The 21,778-nt window shown below is 41.9% G+C and carries 29 protein-coding genes; 19 read left to right on the top strand and 10 right to left on the bottom strand.

Annotation, left to right across the window (positions count from 1 at the left end):
* Positions 1–137 precede the first annotated feature (137 nt).
* The 3 genes from HWQ23_RS03420 to HWQ23_RS03410 are packed head-to-tail and all read right to left on the bottom strand — an operon-like array spanning position 138 to position 1,131.
* Complete coding sequence (locus HWQ23_RS03420; protein ID WP_292823555.1) at positions 138–422, bottom strand: hypothetical protein; 285 nt, start codon at positions 420–422, stop codon at positions 138–140.
* 53 nt (positions 423–475) lie between these two features.
* Entirely contained in the window at positions 476–862 is a 387-nt protein-coding gene (locus HWQ23_RS03415) for a type II toxin-antitoxin system VapC family toxin (protein WP_365740474.1), read from the bottom strand.
* Positions 859–1,131 (bottom strand): hypothetical protein, encoded by a 273-nt coding sequence (locus HWQ23_RS03410; protein WP_292823552.1) that lies wholly within the window; start codon positions 1,129–1,131, stop codon positions 859–861. Before HWQ23_RS03410 ends, HWQ23_RS03415 begins: the two co-directional genes overlap by 4 nt.
* A gap of 710 nt (positions 1,132–1,841) precedes the next feature.
* Here HWQ23_RS03410 and HWQ23_RS03405 point away from each other — a divergent pair.
* The 6 genes from HWQ23_RS03405 to HWQ23_RS03380 all read left to right on the top strand — a co-directional run bounded on the left by HWQ23_RS03405 (position 1,842) and on the right by HWQ23_RS03380 (position 7,529).
* A complete protein-coding gene (locus tag HWQ23_RS03405; protein ID WP_292823549.1) occupies positions 1,842–2,969 on the top strand; it encodes a M14 family metallopeptidase in 1,128 nt (375 codons plus the stop codon).
* Positions 2,970–3,602: 633 nt separating this feature from the next.
* Positions 3,603–4,577, top strand: coding sequence for a GTPase Era (era, locus tag HWQ23_RS03400; RefSeq protein WP_292823546.1), 975 nt, complete (start codon positions 3,603–3,605; stop codon positions 4,575–4,577).
* Between the two features lie 282 nt (positions 4,578–4,859).
* On the top strand, positions 4,860–5,537 hold the full coding sequence (locus HWQ23_RS03395) for a response regulator (RefSeq protein ID WP_292823543.1): 678 nt from the start codon (positions 4,860–4,862) through the stop codon (positions 5,535–5,537).
* Between the two features lie 30 nt (positions 5,538–5,567).
* Complete coding sequence (locus HWQ23_RS03390; protein ID WP_292823540.1) at positions 5,568–6,008, top strand: GNAT family N-acetyltransferase; 441 nt, start codon at positions 5,568–5,570, stop codon at positions 6,006–6,008.
* A 45-nt stretch (positions 6,009–6,053) separates the two neighbouring features.
* Positions 6,054–6,221 (top strand): hypothetical protein, encoded by a 168-nt coding sequence (locus HWQ23_RS03385; RefSeq protein ID WP_292823537.1) that lies wholly within the window; start codon positions 6,054–6,056, stop codon positions 6,219–6,221.
* Positions 6,222–7,088: 867 nt separating this feature from the next.
* Positions 7,089–7,529, top strand: a complete 441-nt coding sequence (locus tag HWQ23_RS03380; RefSeq protein WP_292823534.1) for a hypothetical protein — start codon at positions 7,089–7,091, stop codon at positions 7,527–7,529.
* Here the strand turns inward: HWQ23_RS03380 and HWQ23_RS03375 are convergent.
* Complete coding sequence (locus tag HWQ23_RS03375; protein ID WP_292823531.1) at positions 7,505–7,723, bottom strand: hypothetical protein; 219 nt, start codon at positions 7,721–7,723, stop codon at positions 7,505–7,507. The two genes, HWQ23_RS03380 and HWQ23_RS03375, sit on opposite strands and share 25 nt — an antisense overlap.
* A 162-nt stretch (positions 7,724–7,885) precedes the next feature.
* Here HWQ23_RS03375 and HWQ23_RS03370 point away from each other — a divergent pair, with 162 nt between their 5' ends.
* Both HWQ23_RS03370 and HWQ23_RS03365 read left to right on the top strand, forming a co-directional pair.
* Positions 7,886–8,359, top strand: coding sequence for a TspO/MBR family protein (locus HWQ23_RS03370; protein WP_292823528.1), 474 nt, complete (start codon positions 7,886–7,888; stop codon positions 8,357–8,359).
* An 89-nt stretch (positions 8,360–8,448) separates the two neighbouring features.
* The gene (locus HWQ23_RS03365) at positions 8,449–8,922 is read left to right on the top strand and encodes a TspO/MBR family protein (RefSeq protein WP_292823561.1); all 474 of its coding nucleotides are present in this window, start codon (positions 8,449–8,451) and stop codon (positions 8,920–8,922) included.
* A gap of 5 nt (positions 8,923–8,927) precedes the next feature.
* Here the strand turns inward: HWQ23_RS03365 and HWQ23_RS03360 are convergent, their stop codons facing one another.
* A complete protein-coding gene (locus HWQ23_RS03360; protein ID WP_292823525.1) occupies positions 8,928–9,635 on the bottom strand; it encodes a M15 family metallopeptidase in 708 nt (235 codons plus the stop codon).
* 250 nt (positions 9,636–9,885) lie between these two features.
* Between HWQ23_RS03360 and HWQ23_RS03355 the strand changes: the two genes are divergently transcribed.
* The 6 genes from HWQ23_RS03355 (at position 9,886) to HWQ23_RS03330 (ending at position 14,697) form a co-directional block, all read left to right on the top strand.
* Positions 9,886–10,302, top strand: coding sequence for a XisH family protein (locus tag HWQ23_RS03355; protein WP_292823522.1), 417 nt, complete (start codon positions 9,886–9,888; stop codon positions 10,300–10,302).
* A complete protein-coding gene (locus HWQ23_RS03350; protein WP_292823519.1) occupies positions 10,290–10,625 on the top strand; it encodes a XisI protein in 336 nt (111 codons plus the stop codon). Before HWQ23_RS03355 ends, HWQ23_RS03350 begins: the two co-directional genes overlap by 13 nt.
* A gap of 41 nt (positions 10,626–10,666) precedes the next feature.
* On the top strand, positions 10,667–12,157 hold the full coding sequence (locus HWQ23_RS03345; protein WP_292823516.1) for an aminotransferase class I/II-fold pyridoxal phosphate-dependent enzyme: 1,491 nt from the start codon (positions 10,667–10,669) through the stop codon (positions 12,155–12,157).
* A gap of 80 nt (positions 12,158–12,237) precedes the next feature.
* Positions 12,238–13,257, top strand: coding sequence for an ABC transporter ATP-binding protein (locus HWQ23_RS03340; RefSeq protein ID WP_292823513.1), 1,020 nt, complete (start codon positions 12,238–12,240; stop codon positions 13,255–13,257).
* A 123-nt stretch (positions 13,258–13,380) separates the two neighbouring features.
* The gene (locus HWQ23_RS03335; protein ID WP_292823510.1) at positions 13,381–14,268 is read left to right on the top strand and encodes an ABC transporter permease; all 888 of its coding nucleotides are present in this window, start codon (positions 13,381–13,383) and stop codon (positions 14,266–14,268) included.
* A gap of 33 nt (positions 14,269–14,301) precedes the next feature.
* A complete protein-coding gene (locus HWQ23_RS03330) occupies positions 14,302–14,697 on the top strand; it encodes a hypothetical protein (RefSeq protein ID WP_292823507.1) in 396 nt (131 codons plus the stop codon).
* A gap of 81 nt (positions 14,698–14,778) precedes the next feature.
* On the opposite strand, the gene HWQ23_RS03325 is transcribed toward HWQ23_RS03330, so the two are convergent.
* On the bottom strand, positions 14,779–15,216 hold the full coding sequence (locus tag HWQ23_RS03325) for a peroxiredoxin (RefSeq protein ID WP_292823504.1): 438 nt from the start codon (positions 15,214–15,216) through the stop codon (positions 14,779–14,781).
* Positions 15,217–15,610: 394 nt separating this feature from the next.
* Between HWQ23_RS03325 and HWQ23_RS03320 the strand changes: the two genes are divergently transcribed.
* Entirely contained in the window at positions 15,611–16,015 is a 405-nt protein-coding gene (locus HWQ23_RS03320) for an Npun_F0494 family protein (protein ID WP_292823501.1), read from the top strand.
* Between the two features lie 79 nt (positions 16,016–16,094).
* Here HWQ23_RS03320 and HWQ23_RS03315 read toward each other — a convergent pair whose 3' ends face one another.
* Positions 16,095–16,232: a hypothetical protein gene (locus HWQ23_RS03315; RefSeq protein WP_292823499.1), complete on the bottom strand. Its 138-nt coding sequence runs from the start codon at positions 16,230–16,232 to the stop codon at positions 16,095–16,097.
* A 147-nt stretch (positions 16,233–16,379) separates the two neighbouring features.
* On the opposite strand from HWQ23_RS03315, the gene cobQ reads away from it, so the two are divergent.
* The 4 genes from cobQ to HWQ23_RS03295 all read left to right on the top strand — a co-directional run bounded on the left by cobQ (position 16,380) and on the right by HWQ23_RS03295 (position 19,121).
* On the top strand, positions 16,380–17,864 hold the full coding sequence (gene cobQ / locus HWQ23_RS03310) for a cobyric acid synthase CobQ (RefSeq protein ID WP_292823496.1): 1,485 nt from the start codon (positions 16,380–16,382) through the stop codon (positions 17,862–17,864).
* 110 nt (positions 17,865–17,974) lie between these two features.
* Positions 17,975–18,211, top strand: a complete 237-nt coding sequence (locus tag HWQ23_RS03305; RefSeq protein WP_069073076.1) for a 2Fe-2S iron-sulfur cluster-binding protein — start codon at positions 17,975–17,977, stop codon at positions 18,209–18,211.
* A gap of 57 nt (positions 18,212–18,268) precedes the next feature.
* Positions 18,269–18,487: a type II toxin-antitoxin system HicB family antitoxin gene (locus HWQ23_RS03300; RefSeq protein WP_292823493.1), complete on the top strand. Its 219-nt coding sequence runs from the start codon at positions 18,269–18,271 to the stop codon at positions 18,485–18,487.
* A gap of 160 nt (positions 18,488–18,647) precedes the next feature.
* On the top strand, positions 18,648–19,121 hold the full coding sequence (locus HWQ23_RS03295) for a hypothetical protein (protein WP_292823490.1): 474 nt from the start codon (positions 18,648–18,650) through the stop codon (positions 19,119–19,121).
* A gap of 89 nt (positions 19,122–19,210) precedes the next feature.
* Here HWQ23_RS03295 and HWQ23_RS03290 read toward each other — a convergent pair whose 3' ends face one another.
* The 3 genes from HWQ23_RS03290 to HWQ23_RS03280 all read right to left on the bottom strand — a co-directional run bounded on the left by HWQ23_RS03290 (position 19,211) and on the right by HWQ23_RS03280 (position 21,603).
* The gene (locus HWQ23_RS03290; RefSeq protein ID WP_292823487.1) at positions 19,211–19,654 is read right to left on the bottom strand and encodes an SRPBCC family protein; all 444 of its coding nucleotides are present in this window, start codon (positions 19,652–19,654) and stop codon (positions 19,211–19,213) included.
* Positions 19,655–19,712: 58 nt separating this feature from the next.
* Positions 19,713–21,152 carry a 9,9'-di-cis-zeta-carotene desaturase gene (gene zds, locus HWQ23_RS03285; RefSeq protein ID WP_292823484.1) on the bottom strand — a complete coding sequence of 480 codons (1,440 nt, stop codon included), beginning with the start codon at positions 21,150–21,152 and terminating at the stop codon, positions 19,713–19,715.
* Between the two features lie 274 nt (positions 21,153–21,426).
* On the bottom strand, positions 21,427–21,603 hold the full coding sequence (locus HWQ23_RS03280; RefSeq protein WP_292760490.1) for a ribbon-helix-helix domain-containing protein: 177 nt from the start codon (positions 21,601–21,603) through the stop codon (positions 21,427–21,429).
* Between the last annotated feature and the right edge of the window lie 175 nt (positions 21,604–21,778).

Raw genomic sequence — 21,778 nt, 5'->3', positions numbered from 1 at the left:
CGAACGAGTTTCCCGTAATAACCCTAGAGTTGTGAAAAAACCTGTATCAAAGTTTCGTTCTAAAAAGCCAAAACACAGAGGTACTGGACAACGAGTTGAAGCTCCTAAATTTCATATCACTAATCAGTCTTTCAGCCTTAACTGAACCGTATTGGGTTATTAGTGTATTCTTTGATTTTGCCCCGTAAACCATCATCACCACAGATTTCCGCGCGGATTTCGTCGAGAGTCAGCTGCAAAAGAGATTTTTTGCCCTGACTATAATCTGTTTTGCCAACTTTCTCTTGCCAGAGTGCATCAAAACTAGTTTCTAGATTCCCGTTGTGGTGCTGTAGGGTAGTAAGTGCTTGTTGCGCTGGGGTGTCGTTTGCGAGAAGTTGCTGAAGTTCTTGGATTTCAACAGGGGTTAATTGGGCATTCATATATATTTGACTTAATTATTTATGGAGTATTTGTTAGTTCCTGAATCAACTCTTCAGGTGTGATAATTCTGGGAGTAGCAACTGGAAAATCTCTTCTCTTTGCGAGTAATAATAGCATCTAAGTGATTGAGTGCCGCAGTGCTGTATTGAATAGCGTCTTCAAAATCTCTGAAGTTAAGATTTAGTGCCATGTTGATTGCGGTACTGTCTACGGTAGCGACACGGCAGAAGTTGACCAACTGCCTTAAATAAGTAAGTGTCCACTCTCGACCTCTTGCCCTACGGATGATGTAATACAAATCACTAAAAGTTGAGGCGGAAATATAACCTTCTACCTGTCCTTGCTCAACTAGCACCAACACTTGTTCGCTTGCCTCTAGGAAAGGTTCACGCTCAAGGGCATCATCTACAATGATGTTGGTGTCTAACAAGATTTTCACAGATTATGTTTCTCCTTTAAAGCTTCCCATCGGGCTTGGTCTGGGTCAAAGTCTGGTGGTGTCGGTGGGGCATTTTCAAATAAACCTTCAAATGCTTTGACTTTAGACTTTCTTCTCGGCTTATCTGGCTGTAACTCAGTAGAAGTTTCCAAGGATGGAACTGGCTGCAAAATAATCACTTCCACCTTTCCAGGAGCAATATTTAGAGGTTCGTCAATAATTAAATGACCTGATTCATCAATTGTGGCGTTGAGCTTGTAGGCTTGCATTCTTCTGCTCCTTTTTATTTCTAGGATAGAACACTGCGTAAATATTGCGTAGGCGTAGCCCAACCTAGATATCGCACTTCTGAATAACTACCTTGTCGTGATTAATACCAATTCCAAAAAAAATAAAACAGGTGCGTAGTGCGTAGGTTGGGTTGAACGGAGTGAAACCCAACAATTACAAGACTTTGAGGTGTTGGGTTTCTACATTCTATTTACCAGAATCGATATCTCCTAGAAAATTACCTAGAGAGAATTTATTAGTTCTTGAATCAACCGATCGCAGTTATAAGTGAATGTCTTGTCGTCACCAACATTGCAACATTAAGCCTTAACGTTACGAGATTAAGCCTTAACGCTATAACATTAAGGCTTAACGCTACGATGTTAAGGCTTAACGTTACGACATTAAGCCTTAACATTACAACATTAATCACCAGCATCATAAGATTAAGGCTTAACGTTACGACATTAAGCCTTAACATTACAACTTTTTGACAAAAGCTTATGCGATCGCTCTTTAGGGTAGTGCGCTGCGTGCGATCGTAAGCAATTCTGCGCCATAGCTACTGCCAACACTTGCTACCTTATCCTAGTAATTCACGCGGAGGTTAGCTGATTACGCAAATGAAATCAGCTAATTCTATTCGGCTAGGCTTTTAATCCAGTACATATCAAGCGATAATTGACTCAAATCATCACCGAGTTATTTCATGCTGCCAGTTATTGAAACAATTTTATTACGTCAAATGGCTTCGGGCGATCGCCTCTACTTACAAGTTTACAAATTCATCGGCGCTAAACCTGGTAAAAAGGTTTACATTCAATCTAATCTGCACGGTGGAGAAATTGCTGGTAATGCCGTTATTCACCAGCTAATTGAGTTTTTTTTAACAATAAATGATACAGATTTTACGGGAGAAATTTGGTTGGTTCCCGTTTGTAATCCAATGGGGACGAATCAGCGATCGCATCATTTCTCCCCTGGACGTTACTGCGTTTACGAAGCCAAAGATTGGAATCGCATATTTTGGGATTACGAGAAACAAGCTGATGATTTAGTGGCTTTTACTAAGTCTCAACTTCATATAGATTTAGAGGTCGTTCGACAAAATTATCTAACTATAATTAAGCAAGAATTCGCAAAAAATTTAGAAAAAATTAATTCTCCTAGTAGTGTACCCTACACCGAGCTTTTTAGATATAAACTACAAAATCTGAGTTTAGATGCAGACTATTTAATTGACTTACATACTTCTACAGATCAAGCGTTAGGCTACCTTTATTACTTCCGAAATAGAGAAGACAGTGCAAAATACTTCGGGTTTGATTTTGGAATCTTACTTGATAAATACGATGGTGATGCTTTTGATGAAGCTTTTATCAAACCTTGGTTAGCACTAGAAGCTTGTTTTAAAGAGTTTAGTAGAGAAATCAAGTTTGATGTGGAAGCTTGGACACTCGAATTAGGAACAGGAATGCAAATAAACCCTGATTCAGTCGCTAAAGGTGTGCGGGGTGTGAAAAACTATTTAGTGCAAAAAGGTGTACTGCAAATTCCTAATTTATCAGATGACACAAAAACCCATGAGATGACTTTTACATCTAGCAGCAACAGAAAAAAATATTATGCGATCGCAGGTGGCATGATTCAATCGAGAATAGAATTAGGTAGTTATGTAAAAGCTGGAGAAAAACTCTATCAAATTCTCAGTTTTAATAAAGAAGGTAAGTTACCCAGTGTCATTGATGTCTGCGCTCAAAAAGATGGATTAGTTTATGATGTCGCAACCAATCAAGCTGTCAATCAAGGCGAGTTTGTATTGGGAGTTATTAGTTAGGAACTAAATTTAAATTTCTGCCTATACTACACTATTTGATTTATAGCGGTTATCGGTTGAGTGAGGTACAAGAACCCCACCCCCAACCCCCTCCCCGCAAGCGAGGAGGGGGCTAAGATGTACCTGATGTGATTAGGGAACGCTATATTATTCGATTCGATTCCATAAAGGGATCGGTAGAGTCGGTTTTTTAGGTAAAATATAATCAGACTATTAAATTAACAGAAATTGGTATTAGTGAGAATGACTTATAAATAGCAGCTACAGCATTACGTCATTCACTGATTGTTGTGTCTTGTGATAGTGATTTTGAACGGATGCGTCAGGTTAGGGAATTTTCGTTAGAAAATTGGGTCTAATTTCTCGAAAACACCGTAGGGGTAATTCATGAATTGCCCCTACGGAGGAATTGATTGCTCAATTATACACAGATGCCCTTGAGGCTAATACAAACTTCGTCATGGAACTGTTTGTTTTGGATCTAAAAACAAAATCAAGTTATCTCAGCTGTAAAATATAAGTGTAGAGCCAGTAGTAGATTAAACCTCGGCAAAAATAATCCCTAAAAATGCCAGGGTGATTTTATGTTTGTTTTGTGTTTAAGAAAAAATCAAGTTATACCAACTGTAAAATATGAGGGTGGAGCCAAAGGTGACTAGTATTGATAATTACAACTTCTCTTTTTCAGGAGAAGCCACAATCCCACAGGCTCCTCCTGAATTTAAATCAGGTTTTATCGGCATTGTTGGTCGTCCTAATGTCGGTAAATCTACTTTAATGAATCAATTGGTAGGACAAAAAATTGCCATTACATCACCGATCGCACAAACAACACGTAACCGTTTGCGCGGTATATTAACTACACCAGAGGCGCAGTTAATATTTGTAGATACACCAGGAATTCATAAGCCCCATCATCAATTGGGGGAAGTATTGGTGCAAAATGCCAAAATTGCGATTGAATCGGTAGATGTAGTGTTGTTTGTGGTAGATGGAGCAGTGGCTTGTGGTGCAGGCGATCGCTATATTGCCGATTTGCTCAGTCGCAGCAAAACACCGGTGATTCTGGGCATGAACAAAACCGACCAACAACCCCCCGATTTCCAGTTTCTAGATGATAGTTACGCCCAGATGTGCAAGTCCCATGAATGGGAAATCGTGAAATTTTCTGCCAAGACTAGTGCAGGATTACCACAACTTCAAGAATTATTAATTGAACATTTAGAAATTGGGCCATTATACTATCCCCCAAACTTGGTAACTGACCAGCCAGAGCGCTTTATTATGGGCGAATTGATCCGAGAACAAATTTTATTATTGACTCGTGAAGAAGTACCCCATTCAGTAGCGATCGCCATTGACGTAGTAGAAGAAACTCCCAGCATTACCCGTATACTTGCTACCATTAACGTCGAGCGCGATTCCCAAAAAGGCATACTCATAGGCAAAGGCGGAGCGATGCTCAAAGCAATTGGTAGTGAAGCTCGCGAACAAATCCAAAAGTTAATCGCTGGTAAAGTTTACCTAGAATTATTTGTCAAAGTCCAGCCAAAATGGCGACAGTCGCGGGTGAGTTTAGCAGAGTTAGGCTATCGCGTCGAAGAATAAAACAAGTTAGGAGTTGAAAGTTAGGAGTTTTGAATTAAAAACTTATGAATAACTTTTAACTCCTAAGGGACTGACAAATAAAAAAATATCCAATTATTTATTGTGGGGTGGGCCGGAAAGCCCGCCCAATAACCAAAGGCGGGCTTTCCGGCCCACCCCACAAGATTGAATAATTTATTTCTTGGAAATCCCTAACTCGGACAATTTTATATTTTTCCTTCAATCCAAAATCCAAAATTTAAAATCTAAAATTGAATGACTCCTAACTCCTAACTAATAAAAATGTCTTTAGATAATCACTATCCTTTAAATTTACCAGCCAATGCTCCGCCGTTGCGTGTGTTAATTGTCGAAGATGATCCGATGATGCAACTGGGATTAGAGCAATCGTTAATGGCTCATCCTCAGTTGGAGATTGTTGGACAAGCAGAAGATGGTTATTTGGGAGTTCAAGCAGCACTGCAACTAAAACCTGATTTGGTGGTTATGGATATTGGATTGCCGCGATTGGATGGCATTGCAGCGACACAGCAAATTAAGGCGGCGCTGCCAGCAACTCATGTGGTGATGCTGACATCTCATCAAACGGAGACAGAAATTATTGCTGCACTATCTAGCGGTGCAGATGCATATTGCATCAAAGGTGCAAGTGTGGAACGATTGTTAAGTGCGATCGCAGCCGCAGTTGATGGTGCAGCCTATCTCGATCCCCAAATTGCGCGGCGAGTAATTGATAATCTCAAACCGCCCTCACCCACCAGCAACAACGCCAACTTATCTGGGCGCGAGTTAGAAGTGTTGAAACTCATGGTAGACGGGTTGAGTAACCCAGAGATTGCTGAAAAACTTTATCTGAGTCCCAACACGATCAAAACTCACGTCCGAGGGATTATGAATAAATTAGCAGTAGACGATCGCGTGCAAGCAGCAGTTGTAGCACTGCGTTCTGGGTTGGTTTGATTTCGTGATTAACTAAACTCTGGTTTTTTGATGTCAGAAGAAATTCAAATCTTTACTACTGAATATCTTGACAAGTGCGCTCATTTATATGTTGAAGTGTTCAATAGTGAACCTTGGAACGAGCAATGGACTTTCGAGACTGCAAGAGCAAAGTTGTTTGAAATTATGAATACACCAGGTTTTGTTGGATTTGTATTCAAACAGGATGAACTGTTAGGATTCGTGGCAGGTTATTGTAAGCAAGGGCAAAAAAGTAAAAGCTTTTGTCTAGAAGAAATCTGTGTCCGACCTCATAAGCAAAGTCAAGGAATTGGGACAAAGCTACTTAACCAGTTAATGGATACTCTAACCGCGATGAAAGTTACCTATGTTTATCTTTTGACTAAAAAGGATGGACAAGCAGAGGCTTTTTACACCAAGCATGGCTATCAAAGAAGCCAGCATCTGATTTTTATGGCAAAACGATTTTAAAGGAAATGAAAGTTTTGCATCAATTACGTATTGAACATAAAACAAATGCAGCCAAATACAGAGATAAATCTCAGCAAAAGTAAGATTACTGGTGTATCCAAACTTAATAATGAATTCCTCACTTTCTGCTCTCAAAGCCGCGAAGAATGGCGGAGATGGTTAGAAAAAACCATCGCACCTCTCTTGGTGTGTGGCTCATTTACTACAAAGTAAAAAGTGGTATAGCGGTTCTCGTTTACGTGAGGTACACCCGTAGGGGCACGGCAGTGCCCCTACACCTCGTGGTGTAATGTTGTACCGCATCTGAATGGGAACCGCTATATCTTTTGACGCGTAGGCGTAGCCCATCGTAGACATCGCTCTTTGACGTAAACAATATGAGTAAATATTTCAATCCCATTTACAAGTAGAGGCGTACATATATATGTACGCCTCTATAGCGGATTCATTTGTTGGCGATATTTTGGAAAAATGGTCTACCTCAACACATTTTGGTTAAAAGAGTTTGAGAATTGGTTCGGATCTAAATTAACAGGAAATAATAAAATTTCCTTACCTTCTAAGCTTGCCTTCTGGTGAAGCAAAATTGCCTTTCCCAAAGAACAAAATTTAATTGGAACCCATCTGTCGCTATAAAAGTAGACAGTCACTCGGCTCATTGCATATTCTTTCAACGGCAGTGCAACGTACCAGGACGAGTCCACAATTTGAACTTTACCTGTCGAGTCCATGCTTTGAACCTCAGCTACTAAATATATTTGCTTTGACTCATCACTCTCACTACTTTGACCGATCCAAATGAGTCAAAGTAACTATCATAAGTAATAAGCTAATGTGGTCTTAAGTTAGATATTTAGGTAGAAGTTCAGGAGTCAACGAGTTTTTAGTTGGGATTAAGCCTTAGTAGTTGGTAAAGGATTTTCGGGCAAAGTTTGACAGGTTGTCTTTTGACGGAAGTATGCTTTTAAAATTATCGTTCCTAAATACTGGTGGAAAAATAGTATCAAAAATTTTTGAATTTTCCTTTAATTGCCTTTCCCCAGTCAGCCTGGTTTACTTCACTTACTCTTGAGAAACTCTATGTTCAACTTTACCCTAGAGAAGAATTTGGGATGGCTATTATTAATTTCAGTTCTGATTGCTACACCAGCTAATGCCCACACCGAAAAGGTATCAAAAGACGTAGGCGGGATGCTACATATTGAACCCAATGACAATCCTCAAGCTGGCAAAACGGCTCATGCTTGGATTGTCCTCACCCGTAAAGGCGGGCGACTAATCCCCCTGACACAATGTAACTGTCAGTTGGCTGTCTATCCTCAACCTCACAGCGAAACTGATACCCCATTGCTAAAGCCCAGTTTACATAATGTATCAACCAAGCAATATAAAAACATTCCCGGAGCCGAGATCGTATTTCCCAAAGTAGGAGCTTATGAATTGGAGTTAAGCGGTACTCCCAAATCTGGAGCTAGCTTCAAGCCCTTTGTGTTGTCTTACACCGTCACCGTCGGTTCATAAAAGCTGAACGTGTAAAATGTCATGCTGTAGCAAGATCCCGCAGGGTTGAGAAATCGCAGTGCGATCGCCTCCAAAACCGTAGCGATCGCTACCCCAAGTTTTATCAAGAAATCTCTTCTGTCCTGGGCAATCGCCTGTAAAAGTTCATATGCTGTTGTCTGGTTTCTCTTCTGGAAACTCTGATCGTTGTTCACGAGTATTAAAGACTCATCCCAATGCCCATAATTTAAAATCCTGCCAAATGATCTGAAGGTTTCAAACTCAGGGATGATGAGTAATTAGCAACTAAATTGACAAAATCAGACTATAAAGAGTGATATTAAGCGGTAGATAGCGCTTATAAAGGACTAACGGGCATGATTAAATCTTGGATGGTGATTGGGGGTGTGGCTTTCTTAGTTGCGTTGGCGGCTAACGTGATTACGCCTAGCGATCGCCAATGGTTCAAGCGCTTACAACGACCAAGATGGCTAACTTTTGAAGGTGCAATTCCAATTATCTGGACTATAATATTTATTTGCGGTGCTTGGTCGGCTTATATTGTCTGGGAAAAAGACCCAGGAAGCACCTCAACTTGGCTAATCATGGGTTTATACTTGCTTTTAGAAATTATTACCATTGCCTATACGCCTGTAATGTTTAAGCTTCGCAGTCTGAAAGTGGGTACAATTCTTGGTGGCACAGGTTTTATCATTTGTGTTTTGTTGATACTTGCAGTCTTAGGTTTTTCTGGTTGGGCAGCATTGTTACTAGTTCCTTATTTCCTTTGGAGTCCCATTGGTACTTATACCACTTGGCAGATGATCAGTCTCAATCCTCAAGATGCCTAAGATTCGCACCAGGGAATGATTCAACCTATGCCTTAAATTGTCAAACTTGCAGTGTATGACTTGACAAAATACACAGGCAAGAGTGCATGATGATTCCATCTTGGATAATAATTGGGGCTGTAACTTTCTTCGTTGCCCTTGGTAGTTTCTTGATTACGCCGCGTGATGTTAAATGGTTCGCACGGTTAAGTCGCCCTCGCTGGCTAGTTTTTGAGCCGCTAATTCCGGTCATCTGGACTGTGATTTTTATTTCCGGTGCAGCTTCAGCTTATATTGTCTGGGAAAAAAATCCAGGAGGCATAATTACTTGGCTACTAATGGCTTTGTACCTCTTAGTGGAAATTATCACCGTCGCCTACATTCCTATAATGTTGAGGTTTCGCAGTCTCAAAGCTGGGGAAATTCTTGGATTAACCGGTTTAATTTTAGCCATTGTCCTGGCAATCTGCGTTTTGCCGATTTCTCTAATGGCGGCGCTGTTACTCCTTCCCTATCTAGTTTGGACTCCCATTGGTACTTACACCACTGACGAGTTAAAGGAGTTAAACCCTCAAGATGCATAACCCATCTATGCAAGCCGCCCATAACGTGCGGTGACAGGATTGGCTGGATTCGATTGATTATTCAGCCAAGCCCACATTTGATCGCCAATAGAAAAATGCCACCACTCTCTGGGATTGCGTTGAAAGCCGGCTTTTAACATTACATCTCGCAATAGCTGACGGTGAGCATGATATTTTTGTGCTTGTGGGCGATCGCTATTGGCATAATAATCGGGATGCGATCGCTCTGACATTTCATCAATTGGCGAACCCATATTCACTATTTGCCCAGCATCATCTACCAGCGTCACATCCACCGCCGCACCAGTACTGTGAGGAGGCGGAGTTTTTTCATCCAAACTTGGTACAGCCCAAATTGCATAAACTGCTTCCCAAATCTCTTGGCGTTGGTTTGGTAATAACTCCACCTGAGTCAGTCCCCTGGACTGCACTGCTTGGGCGAAGCTGTAATCTACCATAAACTGCTGGACTGCGATCGGGCGATAGGCATCAAAAATTTGGATATGCCAGTTAGGATGCAGAAGATTAAGATAATTTTGCGCTTGAATCAAATTTTCAATAACGCTTTGACGGAGATAATAAGGGGAGCGATCGCCATAAGGCGCACCTAATTTTTCATAAGGATGGGGAGATTCCACCGCCAACAATTCTAAAGGAATCTCTATTAACGGTTCACCACACTCAAAAATCGGAATCTGATGATAAGCCCTCATCTTCTACCTTTGCGCCTTTGCGCGGCAGTCGCTACAACGGTGGGAACCCCCGCAACGCGCTGCCTTACCTTTGCGTGAGCCTTTCATATTCTTTATAAATGTAACAGATTGATAGAACACCATTAGATAAAGAGCGATCGCCCATATATGAAAGTTGATGAACGTGCGATCGCACAACTATTTGCTGGTTCAACCTGTTTAGCAAAATCTGGTTTCATTTCAGATACGATTAAAATAAACAAAATACTTAATGGCTAAAGATGTTTTTCATCAACAGGTAAAAAATGCCTTAATCAAAGATGGGTGGATAATTACCAATGACCCTTTATATATTCGTATTAGCGATGCAGTTAAAGTCCAAATAGATTTAGCCGCAGAAAATGCGATCGCAGCAGAACGCGATACCGAAAAAATAGCGGTTGAAATTAAAAGTTTTATTGCAGGTTCTGATATCAATGAATTTCACACAGCCCTTGGTCAATACCTTAATTACTGTCTCGCATTGGAGGAGAATCAACCAGATCGAATTATTTATTTAGCAGTTCCACATGAAACCTACTTAGATTTTTTCCAACTTGCTTTTGTCCAACGCACGCTCCAACGTTACAAAGTTAAATTAGTAACTTACGACCCCAAAAAGCAGGAGATTCGACAATGGATAAAATAGAACGCTATCGAAAAATCGTCAAACAAATTTTAACCGAACATGCACAAATCAGTTCTAATACCAATACTATTAAACCAGAACTAATCTTTGACAATGAAAACGATCACTATCAACTAGCTTATGTAGGTTGGCAAGGTGATAAGCGGGTATTTGGCCCCATAATGCATTTTGATATCCAAAATGGAAAGATATGGATTCAATATAATGGTACAGAAGAACTTGTTGCTGAGACGTTAGTTGAGTTAGGTATACCTCCCTCAGATATAGTTATTGGTTTTTATTCCCCGTTTAAACGTCAATTTACTTCTTACGCTGTTGAGTGACAAACTGGGTTTCTTCTCAGAGGGAACGCATCTTTTCAAAAATGCTCAATCAAAACCAAACACCCTTATTAAATGCCTTAAAAGCCAATGCAGCAAGATCCCATGCGCCTTTTTACACGCCAGGACATAAACGAGGTGAGGGAATTTCTCAACCTTTGGCTGATTTACTTGGCACAAAAATCTTTCGCGCTGATTTAACCGAATTAGCAGATTTAGATAATCTCTTTGCACCCCAAGGCGTTATTCAACAAGCACAACAACTCGCGGCTGAGGCGTTTGGTGCTTCGCAAACATGGTTCCTTGTGAATGGTTCTACCTGTGGTATTGAAGCGGCAATTCTCGCTACCTGTGGCACGGGCGATAAAATCATTTTGCCTCGGAATGTGCATTCTTCGGCGATCGCTGGTTTAATTCTCTCCGGTGCAATACCAATTTTTCTCAATCCTGAATATGATCCAGTTTTAGATATTGCCCACAGCATCACGCCCAATGCTGTACAATCTGCACTCCAACAACATCCCGACGCGAAAGCAGTGTTGATGGTTTATCCCACATATTACGGCGTTTGTGGAAATTTGAGTGCGATCGCCAGCATTACACATCAATATAATATCCCTCTACTCGTAGACGAGGCACACGGCGCACACTTTGCCTTTCATCCCGAATTACCCACTCCAGCTTTAGCCGCAGGTGCAGATTTAACTGTACAATCTACCCACAAGGTACTCGGTGCGATCACACAGGCATCAATGCTGCACATCCAAGGTAATAGAATAGATGGCGATCGCATCAGTAAAGCTTTGCAACTTGTACAGTCTACCAGTCCTAGTTATTTACTTTTAGCTTCTTTAGATGCAGCGCGTCAGCAAATGGCACTCCACGGAAAAATGCTGATGTCTCGCACTTTGCAACTTGCTGATCAAGCTAGAACAAAAATCAGTCAAATTCCTAGATTATCTGTCTTACAGATTCCGAGCAAGCCTTATCAAGGGGGGTTGGGGGGATCTCCCGGCTTTGTGGCTTTAGACGAAACGCGATTAACTGTCACTGTTTCTGGTTTAGGTTTAACCGGATTTGAGGCAGATGAAATTCTCGATGAAAAATTTGCTGTCACCGCCGAATTCGCCTCACTGCAACATCTCACCTTTATCATTAGTTTAGGCAACACCCCAGCCGATATTCAGCAACTAATACAAAGTTTTACTATTCTTGCCAAAGAATATCGCCGAACTAACTTAACTGTTAAAAGCGATCTTTGGCAGGATCATTTCACTACACAGTGTGATGATTTATGTTATTCTCCCCGTGAAGCCTTTTTTGCTGTCAGTGAAATACTACCTTTGATACAGACCAATCAACGCATCTGTGCTGAAATCGTCTGTCCATATCCCCCAGGAATTCCTGTGTTAATGCCGGGAGAAGTCATCACCAAACCCGTTCTTGACTATCTGCAACAAATTCAGGCGATGGGAGGATTTATCACCGGTTGCAATGACACAAGCTTCAAAACTTTGAAAGTGCTAAAAATTTAATTTTTATCTTCTCAACACTCTTCACCTTCTACAATAAAGATAGACTTTATTGAGATTTGTATAGTTGGGGATAAGCTGTCATGGCTCCCGCCGTTTTCATTCAAAATTTGCAAAAACGTTACGGTACAGTGGTTGCCGTCCAAGATGTTTCCTTTCAGGTAGAACCAGGAGAAATTTTTGGTTTACTTGGCCCCAACGGTGCTGGGAAAACTACTACTTTGCGTGCCTTGTGTACACTTACCACACCGGATGCTGGCAAAATCGAAGTATCTGGCATCTCTGTGTTAGATAATCCGAGAGTGGCAAGACAACGACTAGGTTATGTAGCTCAGGAAGTCGCTATCGATAAGGTGCTGACTGGAAGAGAACTGCTGCAATTGCAAGCCGCACTTTATCACCTCCCACGCGCAGTAGCCAAACAGCGCATTGAGACAGTATTAGATTTACTCGGTTTGCAAGAATACGCTAATAAAAAAACAGGAACCTACTCTGGCGGTTTACGTAAGCGCCTAGACTTGGCTGCTGGCTTGCTCCATTCACCGGATGTTCTGGTATTGGATGAGCCAACAGTAGGGCTTGACATAGAAACCCGTTTTGTGGTATGGGATTTCTTGAGAAAATTACGCGCCTCTGGGACGACGGTAGTAATTACCAGCCATTACTTAGAAGAGATTGACGCTCTAGCCGATCGCGTGGCAATTATAGATCGGGGCGTTGTGATTGCCAGTGGCACACCTTCACAATTAAAAGATCAAGTAGGGGGCGATCGCATCACTTTGCGAATCCGCGAGTTTTCCCCGATTGAGGAAGCAGAAATTGCCAAAAACCTCTTGCAAGTTTTGCCCTTTGTGCAAGAAGTGATCATCAACAGCGCTCAAGGTAATTCTCTCAACTTGGTGGTGACACCTCAGAATGATGTTCTGATTAACATACAGCAAGCGCTAAATGCTGCTGGCTTGCCCATATTTGGCATCGCCCAATCTCGCCCCAGTCTCGATGACGTTTACCTCGCCGCTACAGGACGCACCTTGTTAGATGCAGAACTCGCAGCCGTAGCCACCCGCGATCCCAAAGCTGAGAAAAAACAGAATATGAGATAGGGAATGGGGGATGGGGCATAGGGCATGGGGCATGGGGCATAGAGATAATTCCCAATTGCCAATTGCCAATCCCCAATTCCCAATTCTCAATCCAAAATCCAAAATCCAAAATCCAAAATTCCTATGAGCGTTACTCCTAAATCTGATATCAATTGGCAGCCGCTAGCATCGCCACAAGCAGATGTTAATGCTGTACCTAACTTTTTCGGTGAATTGGTACAAGAGACGCTGGCTTTAACTCGTCGCTTGTTTATTCAGTTGCAACGCCGTCCCTCCACATTGGTTGCCGGAATTATTCAGCCAGTAATGTGGTTACTGCTATTTGGTGCTTTGTTCCAAAATGCTCCCAAAGGTATATTTGGCAATACAACAAATTACGGTCAATTTTTGGCTGCCGGCATAATTGTGTTTACAGCCTTTGCCGGGGCGCTAAATGCTGGTTTACCGGTAATGTTTGACCGTGAGTTTGGCTTTTTGAATCGTTTACTCGTTGCACCCCTAGCATCGCGGTTTTCCATTGTCTTTGCTTCGGCAATCTTCATCATCAGCCAAAGTTTGCTGCAAGCAGCAGTAATTGTAGCGGCGGCGGCATTCTTGGGTGCTGGACTACCAGATGCAGCTGGTTTAAGTGCGATCGCTCTAATTGTCTTCCTCTTAGCTTTGGGCGTAACAGCCATCTCCCTCGGTTTAGCTTTTGCTCTACCCGGACACATAGAATTGATTGCAGTAATTTTCGTCACTAACCTACCATTATTGTTTGCTAGTACTGCTTTGGCTCCTTTATCCTTCATGCCTCAGTGGTTGCAGGTTGTGGCTACCCTGAATCCTCTCAGCTATGCGATCGAACCAATTCGCTATCTTTATCTCCACAACAGTTGGGGATTAGGTAGTGTAGTGATGCAGGCTCCTTGGGGTAATGTTACCTTTGGGGGAGCGTTACTGGTGTTGTTTGGCTTTGCCCTTGTCGCCTTACTGAGTATTCAACCCCAACTACGTCGAACTCTTGCTTAAGATACAATAGAGCAATTTTAGGGTCAAAACCCCATGAAAAAACCATTTTTACAAATTCCTAGATTCTTTGTAGCTACCGTGGCAGGAATTAGCTTTGCTTCCTTGCTGATGGCTCAACCAAGTTCGGCTCAAGTCAGCCCAGCAGATGCTTTTCCCAGTACGAGTACAACAGACCAAAATACCGATCCGTTCTCCCGTTCAAACTCAGACAATTTCAATATGTTTGACCTGATTCATCGGGCGAATTTCGGAACTCTCAACTGGAATTCTGACGAACAGAACGAAGAATTAAACTCAGCAGCAGCAGCTTTTAAAGCCAGACAACAAAAACTAATTCCAGGTCAACCACAGCAAGCAACTCCCGGTTTGCCTTCGGTTACACTACCATCAGTTACACCACGATCAGTTACACCACGATCAGGTAACTGAATTCAAACAAAGAACCCCAAGCCTCTAGGGTTTGGGGTTTAAACTACGCTCTTAAAAAATTCTTAGTTATCAGGTAAAAAACTACAGCCCAAGTGCAGCTAAAAGATCACTAGCATGGGTGGTGGTATTTACAGCACTATCAACATGGGTAATTTTGCCGTTGGGGTCAATTACGTAGGTAACGCGCTTGGCATAACCGCCGCCATCCACATCAAAAGCTTTGATGAGGGATTTGTCGGTGTCAGCCAGTAGGGGAAAATTCAAATTATATTTTTGGGTAAATGCCTGATGGGAGACTTCATCATCTGCACTGACTCCCAAAATTACAATATCTTTACCTTGATATTGAGACTGGGCATCCCGAAAACTACAGGCTTGTTTGGTGCAACCTGGCGTGTCATCTTTGGGGTAAAAATACAAAACGACCGTCTTACCGGCAAAATCAGATAAAGAGACTGTGTTCCCCTTTGTATCTTTGGCGGTAAATGCAGGTGCATCCGTACCAACTGCTAGAGACATAATTAACTTTTCCTGTTTCAGATTGTTGATGCACTTGAAATTTTACACTAACATTAATTTATTAATTTATATTGACTGCGGTTAAACCAATTCGCAATTTGCAATTACGTTTTGTAACGGGGATTTTAATTAGGCGTTCAATTCTTTCTGCCTGTAGCGCAGGGGAATTCAACCCCCAAACTTTGTTAAAATAGTGATGTTGCCGCTTCCCTCCCAGCACGCTTTGTGACTGAGTTTCCCGCATCGTGCGTGTTGCTATGATTAAATAGAATTACTAAAAAATAGCATAACTATACTTGAGGTAACTAATTTTGGTTAAATCAGGTAGCTGGGACAAGAAAAAATATATTCTGAAATTAATATTTATTAGAAGAAAAATTTCTACCCATACACAATGGCTGTTGTTGATTCCCAAAACCCAAATATTTTTGTATATCCTCGGAGCACAGTAGAAAGAGCCGAGCGATCGCTAGCGTGTTCACCCTTTAATTTATCTTTATTTGAAGTCATGGGACACCAGAGTGTGTCATTGAGTGCGATCGCCCTAGAAAATGGACTCAAGCAGGGTTATACTAAGCGCCCTTTATCAGAATTAGCGTGTGACAACGCCTTGGGCTGGCTGATCCAAGTGGGTGTATTGCGGCGAGAAGTTGATGGCCAGGGAATTACAGATAGTTATCGCCTCACTCCCTTGGGACGACAGTTAGTGGAACAATATCAGGGAAAAAATTGGCGTACTCCTTCATGGCGCGATCGTTTATCCGATGTTGTGATTCGTTGGTTACGGATACCTTTTTAGAATAAAAAACCAAAGAGTTAGGATTAGGCAATCAAAGGGAACAATATATACGGAAACATCACATCTATTCATGAAGTCTTTACCATAACCATTTGACTAAAATTTGTGATGCTGGGCATTGGGCATTGGGCATTGGGCATTGGGCATGGGGCATGGGGCATTGGGCATGGGGCATGGGGCATGGGGCATTGGGCATTGGGCATTGGGCATTGGGCATGGGGCATGATGTATTAGTTCTTCTCCCTCTGCTCCCTCATCTCCCCCTGCTCCCTCATCTCCCCCTGCTCCCTCATCTCCCCCTGCTCCCCTATTGTTTGCTCCTAAAAATTAACCCTGTATCTGGAAAAACGAACTAATAGCGACTATGAAATCAATTATGGTGGTGGGGACAACATCCCATGCAGGGAAATCACTTTTAACTACAGCTATTTGTCGCATTCTGTCGCGGCGTGGCTGGCGAGTGGCTCCCTTTAAAGGTCAAAATATGTCTTTAAATGCTTATGTCACTGCCACTGGTGGAGAAATTGGCTATGCCCAAGCAGTACAAGCTTGGGCGGCGGGAGTCGTGCCTTGGGTAGAAATGAACCCAATTTTACTCAAACCCCAAGGGGATATGACCTCCCAAGTAATTATCAAAGGTAGGTCTGTTGGCAAAGTGAGTGCCTCAGATTACTACGAGCAATATTTTGAACTGGGGTGGCGGACAATTGAAGAATCGCTACAGCATTTAGGAACAGAATTTGACTTGGTGGTTTGTGAAGGTGCCGGTAGTCCAGCTGAGATTAACCTCAAACACCGCGACTTAACTAATATGCGGGTGGCAAAATATTTAAATGCGCCAACCATGTTAGTAGTTGATATAGATCGGGGTGGTGCTTTTGCCCATGTGATTGGAACCTTAGAGTTATTAGAACCAGATGAACGCGCCTTAATTAAGGGTGTAGTAATTAATAAGTTCCGAGGACAGCGATCGCTCTTAGATTCGGGGATAAAATGGTTAGAAGAACGCACAGGTATCCCCGTTATCGGTGTTATACCTTACTTACAACATGTGTTTCCAGCAGAAGACTCTCTTGATCTGCTAGAACGTCAATCGTCGTCGAATAAAACCCAAGCTGACCTCAACATTGCCGTCATCCGCTTACCCAGAATTGCCAACTTCACTGACTTTGACCCACTGGAATCAGAAAGCACAGTTTCAGTAAAATACCTCAGCCCTAAGCAAGATTTAGGACATCCTGATGCTGTGATTCTCCCAGGAACAAAAACCACAATTGCTGATTTGCTACTGCTGCAAAAAACCGGTATGGCAGAAGCTATCCAACACTATGCTGCCTCTGGCGGAACGGTTTTAGGTATCTGCGGCGGCTATCAAATGCTCGGTCAAATCATCGCTGATCCAGAAGGGATAGAGGGACAAGCTGGCAGATTTCAAGGGTTAAATCTTTTACCAATCAGAACTGTAATTACAGGTCAAAAAATTGCCCGCCAGCGCCAAGTTAGCTCAAATTATCCACAACAGGGCTTGCCAGTTAATGGCTTTGAAATTCACCAAGGGCGATCGCGCATCGAACAGCAAGGCATAGATCCCGAATCCTACCATGCCTTATTTGATGATATTAATTTAGGCTTAGTGGATAGTTGTCAATCAGTCTGGGGTAGTTATCTCCACGGGCTTTTTGACAATGGGCCTTGGCGACGCGCTTGGTTAAATCGCCTCCGTCAACAGCGAGGTTTAAAATCTTTACCCACCGGTGTTGCTAACTATCGGGAACAGCGAGAGCAGATTTTGGACTCTCTAGCCACTGAAGTTGAAAGCCATTTAGACTTAAGTCTGTTTTTGTCCTAAGCTAAAGTGCGTTGAAATGCAAATTTTTTTGTTAAGACTGTCATTTGTCATTGGTCATTTGTAAAGGACAACTGACAAATGACACGCCCTAAATTAAATACGTAACATTGATGATTGTTCGTGTCCGCTTTTTACCAGATGATGTCACAGTAGATGCCGAAGTGGGAGAAGCCCTCTTAGATGTAGCAGACCGGGCTGGGGTATTTATTCCCACCGGTTGTCTGATGGGGTCTTGTCACGCTTGCACCGTCGAATTAGAAGATGGAGAAATCATCCGCGCTTGTATCACCGCAGTACCGCCACGCGAGGAATTGACGATTAATTTGTTTAGCGACCCAACTTGGTAGTTTTTTAACCCTCTAAGTTCAGAAAATCAGATGAAGAAATAGAGGAGAAAAGACAAGATGAGTAAGCTTAAATACCAAATGATTATTCAGTGGTCTGAGGAAGATGATTGTTTTTTGGTAGGATTCCCTGATTTTCCAGGACAACGCTGGCGGACTCATGGGGATACTTACGAGTTGGCTGTGGTAAATGGAATTGAAGCCTTAGAGTCTCTAATTATTGCTTACGAAGCTGTAGGTGATCCGCTTCCAGAACCAACAGTAAGTAGAGTGGGTTAATGCAATTTACTAGGTTGTAACTAATGCTTAACAATTTGCGCGATCGCAGGTTACTTTGGTTTAAATAGTATTTTCACGTATTATTACTGATTTTTTACACTTAGAGAATTTTTATAGTTAAGGACTAGGAATCCTATCGTCATAATAGGCAATAGTTAATATGTCAAATCAAATATTTGCAAGGATTACAGGTAGATTCACCAAAACTATTTTATACATTATTGCGGTTATTTTGTCTTTAAAAAATTTGTCTAGTTTAGTGAATAAGAAGCTTGCTGTAAAAGAAGATTTTCGCTTAAGTCAAAAAGGAATAGATTGGCTGGAAGAATGGAATACTGAAGCAGAAATAGCTACCAGTATTTCTAAAATCGCTCAAAAAGTTGTTGAAATATTAGTCAATGTCCCAGGTATGACTCAAGCCCACAGTAGAGATTTCAGAAGAGCAAGACCTATTTTTACTCTTAAAGATGGTACTGTAATTAAAATTTTTATTAATCCAGGCAACGTCAAGCATATCTTTCTAGCTGACAGCAATAACAAAATGCTTTTTGGTGGTTATGTAGGTTGGATTGACACAAAAGGATTGAATCAAGCTATAGAAAAGATAAAGCACTCTCTAACTTGTACTTCGTAATAAAGACACGCAATTAAAAAATCCATATTTTCCCTTCAGACAGCAAGAAACTTTTACAGATTGTTTCCTACTGCCTGTTTTTATCTATATCAATTAGCTTTAACATTCAGCGCGTATTCTTTAAACCTTTCCAAATCAGCTTGAATCGTCGATTCAACTACCCGCCCCAAAAACAAGTTATCCATAATTTTGCCAATAATGCCGGGGATGGCGTAGGAAATAGTCATTTTAACAATGCTACTACCGTTGCGATCGTAAAAGCGAATCGCTCCCTGATTGGGCAAACCATCAATCGATTCCCATTGGATAATTTGGTTGGGAATAACTTTCAGAATTCGAGATTTCCAACTAAATTCTAAACTACCCGTCTTCAGTTTCCAAATAGATATATCTGGATTATCTGGCGGAACTTTCACCGAATCAATCCACTTCATCCACCGAGGCATTTGCTCCAAATCAGACCAGAGGCTCCATACTAAATCTATGGGAGCGTCTACTTCTACCTGCACAGTATGCTCTAACCAATCTGACATCTCTCTTCTTCCTTATCTACCAGAGGCTAGGCGAACGCGAAGCTACTGCGTGTCTACCTCAATTCTTCAAACTCTCCAAAATCACTTTTGCCGCCCGCCGTCCAGAAATAGTAGCACCTTCCATACTGTCAATGTAGTCTTGCTGAGTATAACTCCCAGCAAGGAAGAAATTATCTACTGGTGTTTTTTGGTTGGGACGGTACGCATCCATCCCTGGCGCTTCTCTGTAGAGAGACTGAGCAAGTTTTACCACACTGTACCAAGTCATATTTAGCTCCCGCGACGAAGGAAACAGTTCATGCACTTGCTTGAGGACATGCTGGGCGATCGCTTCATTACTTTGGGCAATAAACGGATCTCCCGGTGTCAGCACTAGCTGTAACAATGAACCCTGTCCTGGGCGATAATAATCAGCAGGGCTAGTCAACGCCAAATCGGCAAAACAAGAAAAGTCAGCATCGGCTGTATAAAGTAAGTTATCAATTCCAGCCGCATGATTTAGCTGTTTACGTTCCTCTCCATCATTCAGTTCCGTTACCCAACCATCGAAGCGCAACTGCACTGTAGCCACTGGAACTGCATCCAGTTTGTAAATATTGTCAAATTCTGACCACTTACGCCACTCCTGGGGTAGGATGCGTTGAATTCCTGGAACATCACAGGCAAAAACGTAAGCATCAGCAGTGATAGTTTCTACTGCATCACCTTGGGCAACTACTATACCAGTGACGCGGGTTTGTTCGTCTAACTCAGTAAACTGAATTTCCCGGACTTGCCGACGTGTATAAACTTTCGTGCCTCTAACTTCCAGATATTCCAGAATGGGCTTGTGTAAATACTCATAGGGAGAACCTTCCAGCATTCGCAAAACTGAGGCTTCGGTTCTGACTGCAAATAGCAGGAATATCGTTAACATACAACGGGCAGACATATTTTCGCAATCAATAAATCCCAATGCATAAGCAATGGGGTTCCACAGGCGCTTGATGCTGCCATTACTCCCACCGTGACTACGGAACCAATCGGCAAAGCTAACTTTATCTAAATTGCGGATGGTTTTCATCGCCCCATTAAAGTCTACCAATCCGCGAACTATCGGACTAGTACCCAAAGCGATCGCATTTTGCAATTTATCCTGCAACGATAGTTGGGAAGTAGTAAAAAATGCCTTTAAGCCATTGAAAGGCGCACCTGTAAGAAAGCGAAAATCTAAAGCACCAGTGCGCCCCCCTTTATTAATAAAAGTGTGGGTATGTTCCTTGAGGCGTAAGTTTCCTAACACCCCCACTTTCTTCATCAAACCAAATAATTCGTAGTAGCACCCGAAAAATACATGCAACCCCATTTCTAGATGGTTGCCATCGCCATCAACCCAACTGCCAACTTTACCACCCACAAACGGACGAGATTCAAAAATCTCTACTTCACAACCAGCATCAGCTAGATCTACTGCGGTTGCTAGCCCAGCCAGTCCCGCACCTACGATTGCAACGCGCATTCCGTCGTTCCTTTTCAGTTTCTTTACAGATTGTAACTGGGTTGGTGTCGGAATTTGCTACTTAATATCAACTCCACCAGCATATTAAGGCCAGGCAATGTCGATACCAAAAGTTCTTTGATCACTTTTTTAGCCCCGGTAAATGACCAGACGCGAGAAAACGCGTCTGTATCAGCTAGACAAACTCTTGTCCATAGCGGCGAACTTAAAAAAGTATCATAGCTATTTTTTTGGTGGCAAAGCAGTTATCTGGATAAGTCGTGAAAGCATCTTCTTACCTATTTACATCTTTGCTGTCGTCTGAGACAGGCAAACTTCTAATCAGTTCACGAATCACGTCGGTTGCGGGTCTACCTGTTTGTTCGCAATATTTTTCTAGCTTTTCCGCTTCCTGTGTTGCGAGATTCACTGTTATACGTTTAACCGCCCATTTTTTATTTGTCATTATCATCATGCTATTTGCTGTATATTTTAGATCATTGAAAGAATCTAACTAAAGAGGAGGCCGATTACATTATCATGAGTTTGTCTCAGGAAACAAGTAATACGATTAATATTAAAAATGTTTATTTTGCCAAAGGATTCATCATTTTCTAAATAAATCAAAATCTTACACTTTATTTGTT

This window comes from Nostoc sp. JL33 (genome assembly GCF_017114985.1).
Classification (GTDB): domain Bacteria; phylum Cyanobacteriota; class Cyanobacteriia; order Cyanobacteriales; family Nostocaceae; genus Nostoc.
Note: the sequence above shows the minus strand (reverse complement) of the source record. Positions and strands in the feature narration are given on the sequence as shown.